The organism is Bacteroides acidifaciens (assembly GCF_903181435.1).
GTDB lineage: Bacteria > Bacteroidota > Bacteroidia > Bacteroidales > Bacteroidaceae > Bacteroides.
Window position 1 is genome coordinate 526,668 of the sequence record NZ_CAEUHO010000005.1, and the last position, 17,981, is coordinate 544,648.

Genomic DNA, 17,981 nt, shown 5'->3' on the forward strand with positions numbered 1-17,981 from the left:
GTGCTGTCTAATGCCTAATTTTGCATCCGTAGTTAAACAATACTAAGTAACCTTTATTAAATTTTTAATTATTATGAATTCATTTACACGCATTGGATTACGATCTCGGTTCCTGTTGGTGCTGATGATTGGACTTATTTTACCGACATTGTCTGTTTGGGGACAGAATGCAACAATTACTGGTAAGGTCGTTGATCCCAAAGGAGAGCCTCTTGTAGGTGTTTCGGTCTTAGAACAAGGTACAACGAATGGTACTGTTACTGATATGAATGGTCGGTATAGTATTGTTGTTCAGAAAGACTCTTCTCCTCTTCGATTTAGTTATATGGGGTTTGATAATCAGGAAATTGTTCCGGGAAAACGTCGGGTTGTCGATGTCACATTGACAGAAAACTCAGTGGTGATTGATGATGTGGTGGTGATTGCCTATGGAACTAAGAAACGCCGTGACATGATAGGGTCTGTTTCTAAAATTAAAAGTGATGAAATGTCGCTGATGCAAGGTGGTCGTTTTGAGAATTCTTTGCAGGGGCTGGCTTCTGGTGTACAAGTTGTGAATGACGGTATGCCGGGTAGTACTCCACAGATAAAGATTCGCGGTATCGGTTCTATTGCATCGGGGAGTGATCCGCTTTGGGTGGTTGACGGTATTGTAGGTGGCGGTTCTACGATGGTGAACTCCAATGATATTGAATCAATAGAAGTATTGAAAGATGCTGCTGCAACCGCAATTTATGGTTCCCGCGGTGCGAATGGTGTGATCATTGTTACAACGAAGAAGGGAAAAAAAGGAGGACTTAAATTTGACGTTCGTTATGAAGGCGGTATTACTCCTATCACTAATTCAGATTTAGGACTGGCCAGTACGAAGACATACTTTGATATAATGGATGAGGCTCGTGCTAATGTGGGATTAAATCCGCTTGACCCACAGAAAGATATTATCGAACCGTATTATTCCAATTGGATTTCTCCGATAACTCGTGAGGAAGCTATGAATACGGATATGGACTGGGTTGATTTAGTGACTCGTATGGGACATTTTCACGATATAAACGTGGCCTTGAATCAAGGAGGAGAGAACTCAACGACTTATGCGTCTGTTAATTACCGCTCTGACGAGTCCAGCTTGAAAGGGCTGAGCATGAATGCGGTCAGTGCACGTTTGAATAGTGAATTTAAGAAAGGAATTGTGACTTTGGGAACTCAGTCTTTTCTGAAGTTCGACCGTAAAAAATCGACGAATAAATGGGCGATAGTTTCTGATAAGTTTCCGTGGCGCAAAGTGTATGATCCGGAAGACCCTACAGGGTATTGGAATCCACAAATGGCGGATGGGCATCCGACAGCTACCCTTGACAACGATTATCAGTTGAGTACAGGTGAGAATTTTAGTTTCCGCACAACATTATATATGGATGTTAACCTGAAGTGGATAAAAGGGCTCTCAGTTCGTGCAGATGCAAGTTATGGGTATGGATTGGCACAAAGTGATTATTGGTTGTCCGGCTTGATTACGAATACTGGCAATGTAGATGGTAACCAAGGTAATAAAAGCAAGAAAACGACTAAGTCCCAACAATATCATGCTTTTGCCAAATATAACCGTGAATGGACGGATCATGGTTTGGATATTGTAACGGGTATTGAAGCAAATAGGAGTTATACGGATAATGCTGTTGTTGCCGGTAAAAACTTGAGTGGTGAGTTTCAGGAACCCAAGATCATTGGTACAATGCTGGGAAATAACAGTGCTTATATAGGTGGTGAGAGTTACACATTCAGTTTCTTTAACCGTATCGATTATAAGTTCAAACAACGTTATTTACTTGGAGCATCTTTTGTACGCGAAGGCTCATCTAAGTTTGTGAAAGAAAATCGTTTTGGAGACTTCTATTCAGTTTCAGGTGGTTGGATTATTTCTGATGAGGCTTTTATGCGTAATGCCGGTTTTATTTCATTGTTGAAGTTACGTGGTAGCTATGGAGAGACAGGTAATCAGAACATTCCTTCGGAAGTGACGAAGAATTCGTATAGTATAAAGAGCAAGCAATATTACAATAATATGCAGAATATGTTCTTATGGAATATTGCTAATAAAGCAGCTAAATGGGAGAAAAACAAAAGTATTGACTTGGGACTTGATTATGCGCTGTTCGATAATAAAGTGAATGGTTCTATTGCCTATTACCGTCGTACGACAAGTGACATGTTGATGCGTGTGCAATTACCCGCATCCGCCGGTATCACCAATAGCGGCGGTAATGCTGACAATAATTCTATGTGGGCCAATGTTGGTTCGATGTATAACCAGGGATTTGAATTTGATATTAATGTTACTTTGGTCAAGAAAGACTTTGAATGGAACATGAACTATAACTTGACGACAAATATGAATAAAGTGACAGCACTTGATGCAAGTGTGGATGCAAAAGGAACCGGTATCATCAATACACGTCCGGGAGCGATCACGAAGAAAGATCTGGCTTTGGGTACTTATTTTATGGCTGAATGGGCAGGAGTTGATCCGGAGAAAGGTATCGGCATGATTTATGAAATAGATCTTGACCGTTACAATAAGACCGGTGAGACTGTGAAAACCGGAAGATTGATTCCCGCTACTCAATCAAACGTAAATAAACATCGTATAATTCAGGAAGGTAAAACGGCTCTTCCGAAAGTTTATATGGGCTGGACAAATAACTTTAAATATAAGGCATTCGATTTATCATTTATGTTCTATCTCTCATTAGGCAGTTATACCTTTAATTATCACAGATATACAAAATCATTTGTAGGAGATGGACGTAATAATGTGACTGCTGATATTTATGAGAACTCATGGAAGAAACCGGGAGATATTGCAGAGTATCCGCAACTTCGTTGGCAAGATAAATATAATTATGATGACAATGGAAATGACAAGCAAAATGTAACTTATATAAAACATGATGCCGGTCACACCAAGTATCTGGAGAAAAGTGCTTATTTACGTTTGCGTAATTTGACTTTAGGATATACACTTCCACAAAGAATCTGCTCGAAAATAAATATTGATGCTTTAAGAGTGTATGTCTCAGCTGTCAACCTTTTCACCATTACTTCATTTAATGGCTATGACCCTGAAGTAAGAGTAAAGAATCAAACAGGCGCCAATGCGCAGGGAGCTGTATTCTCCGGTAGTGAAATGCCGCAGACCCGTATATTCTCCGCAGGTATTAACTTTAAATTTTAATTAAATATTTGATAGTATGAAAGCGATAAAAAATATGATGATAGCCTTATCCGGTATTGCACTTTTTGCTTCCTGTGATATGGATAAATTTTTTGAACTGGATCGTCCGGAATCTAATCCTTGGTTATCGGTTGATGATTTGGAATATTCTGTTGCTGATCCTTATAATACTCTTTTTCAGAATCCTAACTGGCAGGCACCTATCGGTATTATCCCTTATTATCAGGAACTGGTAGCAGATTTGTCTACGGTTAATCCGCAAGGGGCTTATGAACAGGAAGCACTTTACTGGTATCCTCGTCAGATGTCTACCTTTGATGTAACAGGACAACAATTTGAGAAGACCTTTTCAATATTATATCGTTCTGTAACAGGAGCTACTTCTCCGTTGACTTATATTGAGGAGAAGGAGAAAAAAGGAGAGCCGATTTTTGTCAATATGACTGAAAATGATAAGAAGACGTTGGCACGTCAGACCGGAGAACTATATTTTATGAGAGGGTATACCTATTGGCTGATTAGCCGGGCTTTTGTTGCTCCTTACGACCCGGCAGGCGGAGAGGGGAATAATCGTAAGTTCATTCCGTTAATCAATAGGCTTGATTATTCACAAGAGTCTGCACGCAATCCTTATATGGGAACTGTGAAAGAAGTGTATGATCAGATGTTGTCTGATTTTGTTAAAGCTAAAAATCTGATGCCTGAAGATTATTTTGTGCGTGGTCGTGCCAATAAATTTTCAGCTGCTATGATGTTGATGCGTGTAAAATGGTTAATGGGAGATAAAGACGGAGCATTGGAAGAAGCTGATTATGTGATTACTAAAGCGGAAGCCGGAGTAGCACCTTTTGATTTGACTGAAGAACCGATTGTTGCTTTTAACCGGAATGCCGAACAACAATATACAGTAGACCCAGTATCAAAGGAAGTTATGTTTGAGTGTGCGTTCACAGAAAGCAATCAGGGAAATAACGTAGCTATTCCGTTAGCTCGTATGTGTAAAACTGGTATTTATAATTTCAAGTCAAAGACATTTGATGCTAGTAATAAATTATGGTTGGATGGAGCGCGTGGCAGTCAGAATTGGCAACATGGTGGTTGGGCTTGTGCTTACTGGAATCCTCGTTTAATTAAGTATATTGGCTGGGCGGTAACAGATGATCCTATGGATTTGACGAATTATGTTCCGAGTGCAGAAGCTTTGACTGATAAGAGATTTACTCAACTGCATTATTTCCTGAAAAACTATACGGATGGAGGAGATAAAACCATACATGAAATGGCATATAACAAGACAAGATGGAATGCTTTTTGGAATGATAAGTATTATCGGGCTCCGTATGGGAAGTATTCCCAAGTACCGTTGATTCGTTTGGCGGAAGCATATCTGACACGTGCGACCTTAGTCCTTTCTAAGAATGTATCTCAAGCTTTAGGCGATGTGAATAAGATTCGTCAACGTGCCGGATTGGCTCCTTTGAAGAATGTAACTGAAGCAGATATAGAAAAAGAAAGAATCAAAGAGTTTGGTTTTGAGAATGGAGACCGCTTGCTTTATTTAGTAGCTATGCAAAAGACAATTGATGGGCAAAAAAGAAATCCGGGAGCTGTTTATGATAATCCGAATACTGATGGGGATCCGATTCCTGCGATGAATCCGCCTTACAGTACTATGTATGTGCCGTTGCCTTCCATTGAATATTTGTATTCAGGATCTTATCAACAACCTTAAAAGGGGAGGTTTTAAAGAAGAAGTGCCGCTATCGTAAAACATAGCGGCACTTCTTTTTGGTAATGACTCTGTTATTTCCTGTACTTCTTTATATATTCGGAAGGAGATAAGCCGTATTCTGTTTTGAAGCATTTTCCGAAATAAGATATTTCATTAAAACCGCATCGATAAGAAACTTCGGTCACTGTATATTCTGTGTTTTGAAGCATATCTAGTGAAGTTTTCAATCGTATGTCAAGGATGAGTTTACTAGGCGACATACCTGTTACGGCTTTGATCTTGCGATATACCTGTACGCGGCTCATACCGATTTCTTCACTGAATTGATCAATGGAGTAGGCTGGGTTTTCTATGTTTTTGTTTATTATTTCCATTACTTTTTTCATAAACTTTTCTTCCATGGCACTATAAACAGAAGTTTCTTTAGCTTCCTGTGGTTCTCTGTTGATGGATACCATTTCCGTTCCATATCGTTCTGCGAGTTTTTTCCGATTAATCAAAAGGTTGGCAACACGTACAACCAACAATTCCGGATCGAATGGTTTCATGATATAATCGTCAGCTAATGATTCATAGCCTTCGCGCACTTGCGATGAAGTGACACGGGCTGTGAGCAATATAATCGGAATATGTGAAGTTATCATATTGTTTTTAGATAATCTTGTAAACTCAATACCGTCCATGTATGGAGTCATAATGTCACTGAGCACTAAATCAGGTATTTGTTTTTGTTCTATTTCATAGCCTTCTTTACAATTTACGGCAGTATAGATATTATAGTATTTGCTGAGCAATGATACCAGGTAATTACGTACATCCTCATTGTCTTCTATTATGAGCAGAGTCATTTCCTTGGGTGAAGTATTAGTCTGAGATATCTCGCAGGGATTGACATCTGTTGCAATAAGTGCTTCTACATCAGAATAAGCATGGGTGGATTTTACTATCTTGTCTTTGCTAAGTAGTTGGTTTTCGGTATAACTGTCTTTGCCTAATGGGAGAGTGAAAGACACGGTCATTCCATGCCCTTCTTTATTATCTATCCAAATACGTCCGCCATGGAGCTCAATGATACTTTTTGTCAGGTTCAGCCCAATTCCGCTTCCCAGCACTTTCTCACCTGCCTGGAAGAAAGCTTCGAATATACGGGGCATCATATTGGCAGGGATTCCGGAGCCGCTATCTTCTACTTTAATCAAAAGAATCTTTCCTGCGGGGAGAGTCAGATTTTCAGGCTTCTGAATATCTTCAGTATTGGTTTCCATACTTGAAATGATAATATATCCACCGCTGGGAGTATGCTTTAAAGAGTTAGAGAGCAGGTTAAAGAAAACCTTTTCCAATAGAATAGCATCAAACCAAGTGTCTGTTGAGGAGGTCGTATCATTAAATTCGATAGATATGTTTTTCTTTTCGGCAACAGGCGTAAATAATTTGATGATTTCAGGAATGTAAGTACCTAGATTGTAATTGCTGACGTGGAGTTGCATTTTCCCGGCTTCCAGCTTGTGAAAATCCATTAAACGGTTTACCAGCCATAATAAACGTTGGGAATTACGGCTGATCAGCTCCAATGGTTGGCGATATGCTGGAGGCATATCTTCTTTATGCAACAGATCTGTGAGCGGAGCTATGATTAAAGTCAGCGGAGTACGGAGCTCATGTGAGAAATTGGTGAACATTTGTACGCCCATATTGTGACTGATTTCAATATTCTGTTTCTCCATCTGTTTTAACTGAAGATCCATTTTCAGTTGTGCTTCCCGGGTTTTATAACGTATGAACAGCATAATCATACTAATGGTGAATGCAAGATAGAACAAATACGCATACCATGTTTTCCATAGAGGAGGAGTGACTGTAATTGATAATGAAGCATTTCCATTGCTCCATATACCGTCATTATTGCAAGCTCTTACTTTAAAAACATACTTACCCGGTGGGATATTAGTATAGTTAACGCTCCGTTCGTGTGTCGGTTCCGACCAACCCTTATCAAATCCTTCAAGCATATAGGAAAATTTATTGTTGGAGGCAAACACATAACTAAGTGCGGAGAATTTGATTGTGAATGAGGTTTGGTTGTATTTTAATTTGATTTTCTGATTTGAGATATTTACCCATTGCGCAGTTTTATTATCTTCCAGATAATCTGCCCAAATTCTCATTTTTGTAATATATACGGGGGGGATGAATGTATTTTGTTTAATTAATTGGGGATTAAATGAAAGGAAATGATTATTTCCACCGACATAAAAAATGTTGGATGAACTTTTCAGGCAAGCGTGTAAATTGGTTTCCAGCAAAGAATATCCATTTTTATTATCCCAGTTAGTGAAAGTCTCTGATTTGGGGTCAAAACATGACATGCCTTTTAAAGTAGAAACCCATAATTTACCGTTATTATCGGCCACAATACTGTTGATAGCATTATTGGGAAGACCGTTTTCTTCATTATATATCGTGAAACTTTCTTTGATATTATTATATAATCCTATGCCTCCGCCATAAGTTCCTATCCATAAATTTTCCGATATATCAGTATACAGCGTACTGACATGATTGCTTGGCAGGAATTGTTCCGGACTTTTTTCTTCACTTCCAAAATGTTTTAATTCATGAGTCTGTGTGTGATAGCGGTATAGACCGGCTGCACGAGTTCCCATCCATATATAAGGTCCTATAGCTTTTAAATCTTGTACATTGATGATAGAAAGTTCTGTGGCACGACCTTTTACTGGAAAAGACTCTTCCAATTGGTTGTTCTCCATGTGGTAACGTAATACGGGGCTGTCTACTCCTAAAGCAATCCAATAAATATTATCAGTACCTTTGGCAATACATCTTACTTGATTATAAGGGAAATTGGGTATCTCTTTTATTATGCGGCGGGTTTCCATATCATAGAGATATAGTCCGCAATAATAAATACTAATCCATAAAAGATGATTTCCTTCTTTCTGTATATACTTTACCTCATTGTTTGTTACCGAGCGTGGAACATGAAGCGGGCAGTATTCATAACTTTCGTCTTTGGGATTGTAGATGATTAAACCACCGTCCGTGCCTAACCAAAGTTTTTCTTTATATTCTACTATGGCATTAATATTTCCGATACTTTTTTGGAGCTTATATTCTGGTTTATGAGGAATAAAGAAATTGCTGTATGGTGTGTACAAATTAACACCTCCTCCGTAAGTTCCGATCCATATATTATTTGCTTTATCCCTATATAGAGAGATGATAGTATTTTCACTCAAACCGCAGCTTTGTTCCCGTTGGTAATAATTGATAAGCCTGTTTGCTTGCCGGTCATAAATCAGCACCCCTTCCCGTGTGGCAAGCATAAGATTTCCTTCCAACGTTTCTACAATGTAGTTGACTTGGGAGTTATTGAAATTTTTGCCGTTTTCCATTGTCAGGTTGGCATCTACGAGTTTACGGTTTTTACGGTCAAACCATTTAAGTCCTGAATCCCACATACCTACCCACAGGCGTTTATCATTGTCTTCATATAAAAAGTAGATCTTATGTTCATCACCGAATTGAAAACGCTCTGTAACATAGGTGACAGGATTCATGATGCACAATGTGTTGTTGATAAGATAGCAGATTTCATTTTGACTGTTTTGCATAAGCCAGAAGACAGAACCGTTGGTTGAAATGGGGATAAAATCATCAGTTTCCTTATTATACAGATTGAGTCCTTTCATGCTGCCTACCCAGATTCTTTTTTGGTTATCGCATAACAAGTGTTTGATGCAATTGTCCGATATAGTATACTGGTTCGCCGGATCATGAAAGTATTGGGTAAATGTATTTGAGGATACGTCGTAGCGATTCAGCCCACTGTGAGTACCTATCCATAGAACTCCGGGCGATTCTTCAATAATGGTGGTAACATCACTGCTGGATAGGGAGTGCGGCTGACCATCGGCGCGAAAAACTTCGAACTCGGTACCATCAAACCGGTTCAGTCCATCCCGCGTGCAAAACCACATAACTCCGTTACTGTCTTCCAAACTACGTATAACGGTGTTTTGTGAGAGTCCGTTACTTACGTTATAGTTCTGAAACAATATGTTGTTGTCTTGCGCTCTGCAAATGGAAATAAACAGAAGAAAAATGATGAATGCAATGTTTTTCATGTCTTGATAGATATTTTTTAGTAGAAGCAAATATAATTTGTTTGCAAGTAACTCACAAACAAAATCGAGGCTGAAAATGAAAAACGTAACCTGTGTGATAGTAATGTAACCAGAGTAGGAATAAAGATACATGTATGGAAAAGATTGAAACATGATTTCTAATGGATTAAAATAAGGAGTGCTATTTTTGTAACATGAAAAACAAAGTGAAATGAATTATGAAAAACTCTTTTTTAATAGTTACTGCTACATTGCTTGTATCCGTATTCTTTTCTTGTACAAAAGAAAGAGTGACAGTCGGTTCAGTTAATGAGGTTTATGAATTTCAGTCGGTAGATTCCACTTGGAAACTTTTGACTTTGCGTGAAAAGATAGGGCAGACAATGTTAATGCTACCTGGTCGCAAGAAAGAATTGGATTTGGGAGACGGTTCATTGGAGGTGTACTTCAAACGTTACCCGGTTACAGGTTATTTTATGGGGTGGAAGTTGTTTACAGGAGTTCCGGAGGAAGAGCGGGTTGATTTTGTGCGTAGTTCTGTCGAGGAATATCAAAAAGCATCAGAGCTTCCTTTATTGTTTCAACAGGATTATGAATCGGGAGTAGGACTTCAAGGGATGACTCCTTTTCCGAAAGAGATGGCACTGGGAGCCGCAAATTCTCCGGAGTTAGCTTATAAATATGGTAAAAGTGTAGCATTGGAATGTCGTTCTTTGGGTATAAACTGGGTGTTACATCCTGTTGCAGATTTAAATATGAATCCATTGAATCCTATTGTAAATACACGTTCAGTTTCGGATGAACCGGAAAAAGCGGTTTGTTTGTTGTCCGAACAGATAAAGGGGTTGCAAGATAACTCTGTTGCCGCTACAATCAAACATTTTCCGGGAGATGGGGTTGATTATCGTGATCAGCATTTGATGACAACTGTCAATTCCTTGTCTGAAGAAATGTGGAAGCAATATCATGGAAAAGTGTTTGCCGAGTTGATTAAAAAAGGAGTTGCATGCATTATGCCTGGACATATAACTTTACCTTTCTATCAGAAAGAAAAGATAAATGGTTATCTGCCTCCGGCAACTTTATCTCATGAGCTATTGTCCGGGTTATTGAAAAAAGAAATGCATTTTAACGGGGTCGTGGTATCGGACGCAATGACAATGGCAGGCTTCCGGGGCTGGTATAAAAATGATTTGGAAGGGCAAGTTGCCAGCTTTTTAGCCGGGGTAGATATATTGTTGTGGCCTTCTTACGAATACATGGATACGGTAGAAGTACGGATTCAACGTGGTGAAATTCCAATGGAACGGTTGGATGATGCTGTTCGCCGTGTTTGGGCAATGAAAGAACGTTTTGGGTTATTAAATAAAAACAGGGAGTTGATACGTCCTGTCTCAGCAGAAGAAAAGGCTGAAATACGGGAAGCTGCCAAAGAGATAACAGAGCGTTCCATAACTTTAGTACGGGATGAAGATCATAAGTTACCACTTTCTTTGGAAAAAGATAAAAAGCTGTTATTGGTGGCTGTAACTCCCGTAGCTCATAAAGGTAATGACCGTGACTTTAAGCGATTACAGAATTTGCGGGATGAGTTTGTGAAGAATGGTTTTGATGTTGATTTCCGCCGTAATATACTTTATGAAGATCAAGGTTGGCAGGATAATGCGACTGAAGTGTATGATAAAGTAATCTTTCTGGTGGCACGGAATACTCATACTCCATTTGGCCCGCTTCAATTATGGGACGATGAGGCTCAGTCCGTATGGGCTGCCAATTCTATGGACAAAAGTAAAGTGATTGTTATTTCACTGGGTAGTCCTTACATTGGAAATGAATATTTTGAACGTGTCAAGACTTATATAAATACCTATTCGAATGATGCTTCTACTCATTCTGCTTTATTACGGATATTGTTGGGACAGCTTCCGTTCAAGGGTAAGTCACCGGTCAATCTAGAGCATAAACTGTTTACATTTTAATCATTATACTTATGAAGACTTTTTTATTTAGTGGAATTATAGCTTGTCTTATCGGGTTTTGCTTCAGTTGTACTACAACAGAAGACTCTGCAGGGTTGCAGATGCGTGCAGGACTTCCTAATTTTAATTATAAGATACAAAGGAATGAACCTGTATCTGTTGTTTTTTTGGGTGGAAGTATAACAAATCATCAAGGATATAGAGTGCAGATTACTGATTGGCTTAAGCAACAATATAGTAATGTACAGTTTACGTCAATAAATTCCGGAATTGGTGGGACTGGGTCCGATTTGGGGGTGTTCCGTACAGAACGGGATGTGTTGCAGTATCATCCGGATTTGGTATTTGTCGAATTTGCTGTGAATGATGCCAAAACAGACTCCTTGGTGATTGTTCATTCCATGGAAGGAATTGTGCGTAAGATCTGGCATCATAATCCGCATACGGATATATGTTTTCTCTATACGCTAAATGAGCCTATGTTGGACGACTTGAAAGCAGGAAAGAATTACCGTTCTGTGCGGTATATGGAGACAGTAGCAGACTATTATGATATTCCGTCTGTTAATTTTGCCGATGATGTTCTGGAATTGTTGAATGAGGATAAGTTGGTTTTTAAAGGAGATTCAAAAAAGGAGTATGGTGGTAGGATTGTGTTTACGAATGATGGGACACATCCTACTTATGATGGCGGACATCCTATATATACAAAGACACTGAGCCGCTCCCTGTTACATATGAACAAGGCGCAGGAAAAAGCACATGCATTGAAAGCTCCGTTGTATCCGGGTAATTATGAGAAAGCTAAAATGATTCCCGTAACAGAGTTTGAACATTCCGAAGGTTGGAAAGTACTCTCGAAAGATGATAAAGCCTTTTCAAATTTTCAGGGAGACCAAAAAGCATTGCCGGTTGTTCTGGAATCCTCGGATTCGGAAGATTTTGTGAAAGTACGTTTTAAGGGAATTCGAGTTGGGGTGTTTGATTTAATCGGCCCCTCATCCGGAGGAATGACAGTAGAGATAGATCAGAATGATCCTTCCTATATCCGTAGGTTTGATAAATATTGCGGAGATCGTAATCGTACTAATTATTGTCTGTTTGAATCCTTGAATGAAGAAGAACATACAGTAATTATTCGTCCGGATAATAGACGTTTTGAGAAGGCGGAAATCTACAAGATGAATCCGAAGCGAATAAAGGAAACTGAATATTTCAATGAGTTTAATACATATCTCGGCTATATTCTTTTAGTGGGTGATATTATACAAAATTAATGGTGCAAGACTGATGGTATAAGGCTGTTATTGTAGTCAAACTATAAATTAGATTACAATAATAGCCTTGTTCTTCAAACGCTATAAATTTATGGTCGGAATATGTCTCTTCTCAACTCTTCTTGAACCATTTATAAATCCATTTACCCACTTTCTCATAGTGTTGTGTCTCAGTATCGGTGTATAACTTGGAGAAGAAAGAACTATCCAGCGGTTCTCCGGATTGATTGGGATACAGTACAATCAAACTGTTGTTAGAGAAGTATTTTCCTAATTGTCTCGGTAGTTTCTCGAACGAACTGTCATAAGAAAGCGTTCCGGGACGTGCGCTGATAATGACTAACAGATGGTCATAACTTACTTGTCCTGTCAATACCAGTAAGTCGTTCCAGTCCTCCAAGAGGGAAAAATCGGTCAGTACTTGCTTATGCCTTTTCTTTATCCATGCTTGTAGGCGGGTGGTGGTCTTTTCGTTCGCAAAGAAATGTACACGGCATCCGAGCGTACTTCCCATCCGGCAGAAATGTTCCATCCATCGTGGGAAACCGGATTCGTATTCTGCTTTTGGGGGGACAGCGACAACAATCCGCTTTATTGTATTGACCGGTATCAGGAATTTGGAAATAATGATTTCGCAATTCAATCCTTTCAGTAGGTTTTCGGTAAGTATTCCGAAGTAGGAGTCGGTGATGTTTATCTTGCGGTGCAAGCCAGTGATGATGCTCGTCACCTCATTCTCTTTTACTGAATGGATAATGCCGGAAGCGATATTCAAGTCATAACGGGTCAGTTGTTTTAGCGATACATTGGCTGCTGTTGTTGTCATCGCTGCTTTTTCCAAGTAACGTTTGCTTCGCATTCTTAAATTATCAGAAGTGCTATCATCATTGATTACGTTCAGCGCCAGCAAATTATCTTTTAGTTTCGTATCACGTATCACCAAAGAAAGATTCATCATGTCTTCAATAGTGTTCGGATTGGCAAGAGAAATCAGAATCTTTTCCGTTTCCGTAGAGGAGTCTTTTTCTGGCTCTGAGTCGTCCATGGCTACTTTTTGGGCTGCCCGTTCGGTTATCAGTGAGCTGACTATGCAAGTAACCAGTATCAATAGGACTGTTCCGTTCAATACATCATCGTTCAGCAGTCGTTCGCCGTTGGGCAGGAATATGTTGTAACCGACCAGCACTGCTGCCAGTGTTGCTGCTGCTTGTGCATTACTCAAACCGTACATCAGGTTTCGTTCGAGAACGGACATTTTGTATATCTTCTGTGTGAGCCAACAGGCAATCCATTTGCCGGTCAGCGCCATTACAATCATAACGGCTGCTACTTTCAGCGCATCTCCGTGTCCGAAGATAACACGCAGGTTAATCAGCATTCCTACTCCGATAAGGAAGTAGGGTATGAAAAGGGCATTGCCAACGAACTCCAGATGATTCATCAATGGAGAAACGTGTGGAATGAGCCGGTTCAGCACCAATCCGGCAAGGAAGGCACCTAAAATACCTTCCATACCTACAAACTCCATAAGACCCGCGCCTAGAAAGACCATAGCAAGAACGAAAATGAATTGCATCACATTGTCATTGTACCGATGAAAGAACCAGCGGCCGATACGTGGGAAGAAATAGATGATAAGCCCGCCCAGGAAGATAACCTTTACCACCAGCCATACCCAAAAGAAACCACCGGTTTCTCCTTTGAACAGCCCGCCTATGACTGCCAGTACGAGCAAAGTCAGTGTATCCGTCACCGCTGTTCCGCCTACCGCTATGCTTACGCTTCGATGGCGTGATATACCGAAACGGGTGACGATAGGATAAGCTACCAGCGTATGGGAAGCATACATGCTGGCTAGCAGTACGGAAGTGACGACACTATATTTCAGATAGGATATATTTGCTACAAACCCGATTCCGATAGGAACGATAAAAGCCAGTAATCCCAGGACTAGTGCCTTGTTTCGTGTCTCTTTGAAATCGCCCATGTTCATTTCGAGACCGGCCAGGAACATGATATAATAAAGCCCGACTTTTCCGAAAAGTTCGAAACTGCTGTCGCGTGCCAATATATTAAAGCCATGTTCACCGACAGCCAATCCTGCCAGAATCATACCGATAATGTGAGGGATACGCAGCTTATTCAATAATATAGGAGCAAACAGTATGATGAGAAGTACAAGGAGAAATATCCATGTAGGGTCGGTAATAGGGAATGTTAAATCAAGGCCAATCCAATCCATAATTTGATGAGTTCGTGATATTAGTTGTGCAAAATAACTTAAAAAATACTTTTAAGAAAACGATTGCCGATAAAATTTTGTTTTTATTTATTGCTATATAATTATTATCTTTACAATAAATTAAAACAAAACAGGAATTTAAGAAGATGAAAACAGCACTATTAGCAGTAGGAACCTTGTGTTTCATGGCAAGTTGCACGCTGGAAATGACAAGCTCAAAAGGCATCGTCTGCGATGTAAGTATGAATACGGTATCAATCGTTACCGACAAGAATGATACGCTTTCATTCGGTACGATGGATGTAAACAAAGCAGAAGTGAACGGTTTGCTTCAGAATGATACGCTGGAAGTTTTCTATACCGGAAAATATGTTCCGGAGATGAAAGCTGCAAAACTCGTCCAGTATCCGCAGGCTGTGAAAGTGGGGGGCGACCGTGATGAACACGGATGCATCGGTTCTGCCGGATATGTATGGTGTGAGGTGCAAAAAGACTGTATCCGTTTGTTTGAGAAAGGTATTCGTACGGAAGCTGTCGATGGAAACAACGCTTCTGCCTTCATTGTTTTCAGTCCTGATTCTATTCGTGCCGAACTTTTCTTCTCCAATGGGCAGGCTAACGAAATCCTGGAGAGACGTGGTTTACCTTCGGGCGGTTATGCATGGAATGTAGAAGATGATGATACAAAGAACGTACGTCAGGTTGATGGTTTGTGGACGATTAGCCAAAGAGGTAATCTGATTTATACGCAGAAGGCAGAAAAGAAATAACCAATAGTCGGACAGGATATTGGAATCCCGCTATAGGCTATATTACATACGGCTATATCGGGATTTTTTTTGAAAAAGATATCCTCATAAAATCCGAAGATTTTGCGTATGTTTGTTTCGACATGAGGAAATATTCTAAAGATAAAAGATGAAATTTATGACAGAAAAAGAAAAGATGCTTGCCGGAGAGATATACGATTGCGGTGATTCGGAACTCATCCGTCGTTGGCATTATGCAAAAGAACTTCAGCTCCGATATAATAATACGGACAGTCGGAACAGTGAGGAGCTATCTGCTATTTTAGATGAACTGTTGGGCTCGCATGGGGATAATGTTTGGATTGCGGCACCTTTCTTTGTTGATTACGGAGAAAATATACATATAGGCAGTCATGTTGAGATAAACATGAATTGTGTCTTTTTGGATTGCAACCGCATTACGATTGGAGACAATTGTGGTATAGGGCCTGGAGTACATATCTACGCAGTTACCCATCCGGTGAATCCAACAGAACGACTGTCTTCGGACAGCCGGTTCTGGAAGTCACTCACAGCTCCGGTTACGATTGGAAACAACGTATGGATTGGCGGTAGCTCTGTTGTTTTGCCGGGAGTTATCATCGGTGATAATGTGACTATTGGAGCCGGAAGTGTGGTGACTAAAGATATTCCGTCGAATAGTCTGGCGGTAGGAAATCCTTGCCGCGTAATACGGGAGGTTTAGTTGTCATGCGTCATAGATAAACAATAAATGTTTTTTAGATGCAAAGATTAAAGGAATATGCAGAGAATATTAATAGTGGAAGATGAAAAGAGAGTCGCTGATTTGCTGAAAATCGGTTTGGAAGAGAACGGTTATCAGGTTTTGGTAGCTTATGACGGTGCAATGGGGTTGCGTCTTTTTTAGTCAAACACCTTCCATCTGGTCATTTCGGACATCATTCTGCCTAAGATGGATGGTTTCGAACTGTGCAAGGAAATCCGCAAGGTTGACGACCGTGTTCCGATATTGATGCTGACTGCTTTGGGTGCGGCTGACGACAAGCTGGAAGGCTTCGATGTCGGAGCGGATGATTATATGGTGAAATCCTTTGATTTTAGGGAGTTGACGGCAAGAGTCAGGGTGCTGTTGAAAAGGCAGGCGGTATCAGCCGAAGTCCTTGTAAAGCAGATTGCTTACGCAGAACAACGTTCATATCTGGCTTTCCCCAAAGGAATACAACCTGCTCGTGTATATGGTAGAGAACGCGGAAAAGGTAATCAGCCGCGTGGAGATAGCGGAGAAAGTGTGGAATACCCATTTTGATACGGGAATCTATATATCAACTATTTGCGTAAGAAGATAGACAGGGATTTTGACGTGAAACTTATCCATACCAAACCGGGAGTAGGATTTATCCTGACAGACAAGTTATGAAAATAAGAACGGCACTTACATTAAAGTTATCCACTATTACCATGAGGAAGAAGAGGATGGCGAATGGATGACGTCCATGCAAATTTTGAGTTATTTGCAGACAAAGACACGTGATAAGTTGGCTATCAATAAGGTAGCGAAATTCGGTCGCACATTCCAAAAATTGAATATACCTTGCCGGAAATCTTATTGGGGGACGCTTTATCATTTGGTGAGGATGGAGTGATGGGGATGGCACATCTGTGATGTCGTTACAATATAAGTAGGTGTCCTGAGGGTAAAACTTACCCTCAGGGGGTAAATGTGTTTTGCTCTCATAGTTGGAAAGGCCGATGAATAAGGGGATGTAGAAGAATTATGAGGGTATGAGGGTAAAGTATGCATGAAAAATATTTGTAGAGTAAATTAGGAATTACTCTATAAGTGTATGTGCAATTGTCTGTTTCTTAAAAATCAATGTCTGTTTAATGTAATGTTTGTTTTGTCATATCAAACTAATTTTGCCCCCAAATAATAGTGGTAGCTTTTTGTAATATTGTTGTTATGAATAAAGGAGAGAATATGATAATATGTAATAGTCCGTTGACAAAGATTTTATTAACCAGATAGGAGTCCTATTTTATGATTTTCGGATGTGTGCTTACATTTATAAGTTATCATTTGTTTTATTAGTTGGAAAAATGCTTTGGTTTTGTTGTTTATATATAGTTATATGATATAGTTGCTGTGAAGCACCTTGTTTCCCTAGAAAGTCCATGCCCCTACCATTTTTTATTTGTGGTAATATAAGAAAAATGGAGTAATGGAGTTTTGCTGCCTGGGAAGGTAGCTATTGTTTGTTTTGTTTGTGTGACGCATCCTTTTTTCAGTGGGAAAAAGGATGCTTTTTTTTAATATAAATCTTGGCTTATATCTTGCTTATAAATAAACGGCTCAGTTGTAATTCTTGGGGGATTTGGTTCAGGGCACAGCCATGTCCCTAAAAAATGATTCATTCCCGTGCGGAAATGCACCAAATCTCCAATTATCTGTATCCAAACTAGCTAAAAACTCTCTTACTGGTTTTTTATGCTATAATCCGGTTTCAGCCGTTTCAGTTTTATTCGCAAACGACTTGGCAGAAGGGGATAGCGGCTGAAAGCGGAAAAAAATACCCCCTGCGAGAATAGGTTGTAGCCAGG

At 39.8% G+C, this 17,981-nt stretch carries 8 protein-coding genes and 2 pseudogenes; 8 read left to right on the forward strand and 2 right to left on the reverse strand.

Annotation, left to right across the window (positions count from 1 at the left end; all coding sequences use genetic code 11):
* Nucleotides 1–73 precede the first annotated feature (73 nt).
* Both CLIN57ABFB40_RS19440 and CLIN57ABFB40_RS19445 read left to right on the forward strand, forming a co-directional pair.
* Nucleotides 74–3,235, forward strand: a complete 3,162-nt coding sequence (locus tag CLIN57ABFB40_RS19440; protein ID WP_175631551.1) for a SusC/RagA family TonB-linked outer membrane protein — start codon at nucleotides 74–76, stop codon at nucleotides 3,233–3,235.
* 16 nt (nucleotides 3,236–3,251) lie between these two features.
* Entirely contained in the window at nucleotides 3,252–4,967 is a 1,716-nt protein-coding gene (locus CLIN57ABFB40_RS19445; protein WP_175631552.1) for a RagB/SusD family nutrient uptake outer membrane protein, read from the forward strand.
* A 71-nt stretch (nucleotides 4,968–5,038) separates the two neighbouring features.
* Here the strand turns inward: CLIN57ABFB40_RS19445 and CLIN57ABFB40_RS19450 are convergent, their stop codons facing one another.
* The gene (locus CLIN57ABFB40_RS19450; RefSeq protein ID WP_175631553.1) at nucleotides 5,039–9,115 is read right to left on the reverse strand and encodes a two-component regulator propeller domain-containing protein; all 4,077 of its coding nucleotides are present in this window, start codon (nucleotides 9,113–9,115) and stop codon (nucleotides 5,039–5,041) included.
* A gap of 218 nt (nucleotides 9,116–9,333) precedes the next feature.
* Here CLIN57ABFB40_RS19450 and CLIN57ABFB40_RS19455 point away from each other — a divergent pair, with 218 nt between their 5' ends.
* Entirely contained in the window at nucleotides 9,334–11,094 is a 1,761-nt protein-coding gene (locus CLIN57ABFB40_RS19455) for a glycoside hydrolase family 3 protein (protein WP_175631554.1), read from the forward strand.
* A gap of 11 nt (nucleotides 11,095–11,105) precedes the next feature.
* Nucleotides 11,106–12,371 (forward strand): SGNH/GDSL hydrolase family protein, encoded by a 1,266-nt coding sequence (locus tag CLIN57ABFB40_RS19460; RefSeq protein WP_175631555.1) that lies wholly within the window; start codon nucleotides 11,106–11,108, stop codon nucleotides 12,369–12,371.
* Nucleotides 12,372–12,483: 112 nt separating this feature from the next.
* Here the strand turns inward: CLIN57ABFB40_RS19460 and CLIN57ABFB40_RS19465 are convergent, their stop codons facing one another.
* Nucleotides 12,484–14,613, reverse strand: coding sequence for a cation:proton antiporter (locus CLIN57ABFB40_RS19465; RefSeq protein ID WP_175631556.1), 2,130 nt, complete (start codon nucleotides 14,611–14,613; stop codon nucleotides 12,484–12,486).
* 146 nt (nucleotides 14,614–14,759) lie between these two features.
* Here CLIN57ABFB40_RS19465 and CLIN57ABFB40_RS19470 point away from each other — a divergent pair, with 146 nt between their 5' ends.
* The 4 genes and pseudogenes from CLIN57ABFB40_RS19470 to CLIN57ABFB40_RS19485 all read left to right on the forward strand — a co-directional run.
* Nucleotides 14,760–15,383 (forward strand): hypothetical protein, encoded by a 624-nt coding sequence (locus CLIN57ABFB40_RS19470; RefSeq protein ID WP_175631557.1) that lies wholly within the window; start codon nucleotides 14,760–14,762, stop codon nucleotides 15,381–15,383.
* A 157-nt stretch (nucleotides 15,384–15,540) separates the two neighbouring features.
* Nucleotides 15,541–16,107 (forward strand): sugar O-acetyltransferase, encoded by a 567-nt coding sequence (locus tag CLIN57ABFB40_RS19475; protein ID WP_254871847.1) that lies wholly within the window; start codon nucleotides 15,541–15,543, stop codon nucleotides 16,105–16,107.
* A 57-nt stretch (nucleotides 16,108–16,164) separates the two neighbouring features.
* Nucleotides 16,165–16,800 (forward strand): annotated as a pseudogene (locus CLIN57ABFB40_RS19480) (response regulator transcription factor).
* A 43-nt stretch (nucleotides 16,801–16,843) separates the two neighbouring features.
* Nucleotides 16,844–17,026, forward strand: a pseudogene (locus tag CLIN57ABFB40_RS19485) (DUF3874 domain-containing protein); the annotation flags it as partial.
* Nucleotides 17,027–17,981: the final 955 nt, after the last annotated feature.

Coding starts and splice junctions, on each gene's coding strand:
- CLIN57ABFB40_RS19475 (WP_254871847.1), top strand. CDS start 15,541: ATGACAGAAAAAGAAAAGATGCTTGCCGGAGAGATATACGATTGCGGT.
- CLIN57ABFB40_RS19470 (WP_175631557.1), top strand. CDS start 14,760: ATGAAAACAGCACTATTAGCAGTAGGAACCTTGTGTTTCATGGCAAGT.
- CLIN57ABFB40_RS19465 (WP_175631556.1), bottom strand. CDS start 14,613: ATGGATTGGATTGGCCTTGATTTAACATTCCCTATTACCGACCCTACA.
- CLIN57ABFB40_RS19440 (WP_175631551.1), top strand. CDS start 74: ATGAATTCATTTACACGCATTGGATTACGATCTCGGTTCCTGTTGGTG.
- CLIN57ABFB40_RS19455 (WP_175631554.1), top strand. CDS start 9,334: ATGAAAAACTCTTTTTTAATAGTTACTGCTACATTGCTTGTATCCGTA.
- CLIN57ABFB40_RS19445 (WP_175631552.1), top strand. CDS start 3,252: ATGAAAGCGATAAAAAATATGATGATAGCCTTATCCGGTATTGCACTT.
- CLIN57ABFB40_RS19460 (WP_175631555.1), top strand. CDS start 11,106: ATGAAGACTTTTTTATTTAGTGGAATTATAGCTTGTCTTATCGGGTTT.
- CLIN57ABFB40_RS19450 (WP_175631553.1), bottom strand. CDS start 9,115: ATGAAAAACATTGCATTCATCATTTTTCTTCTGTTTATTTCCATTTGC.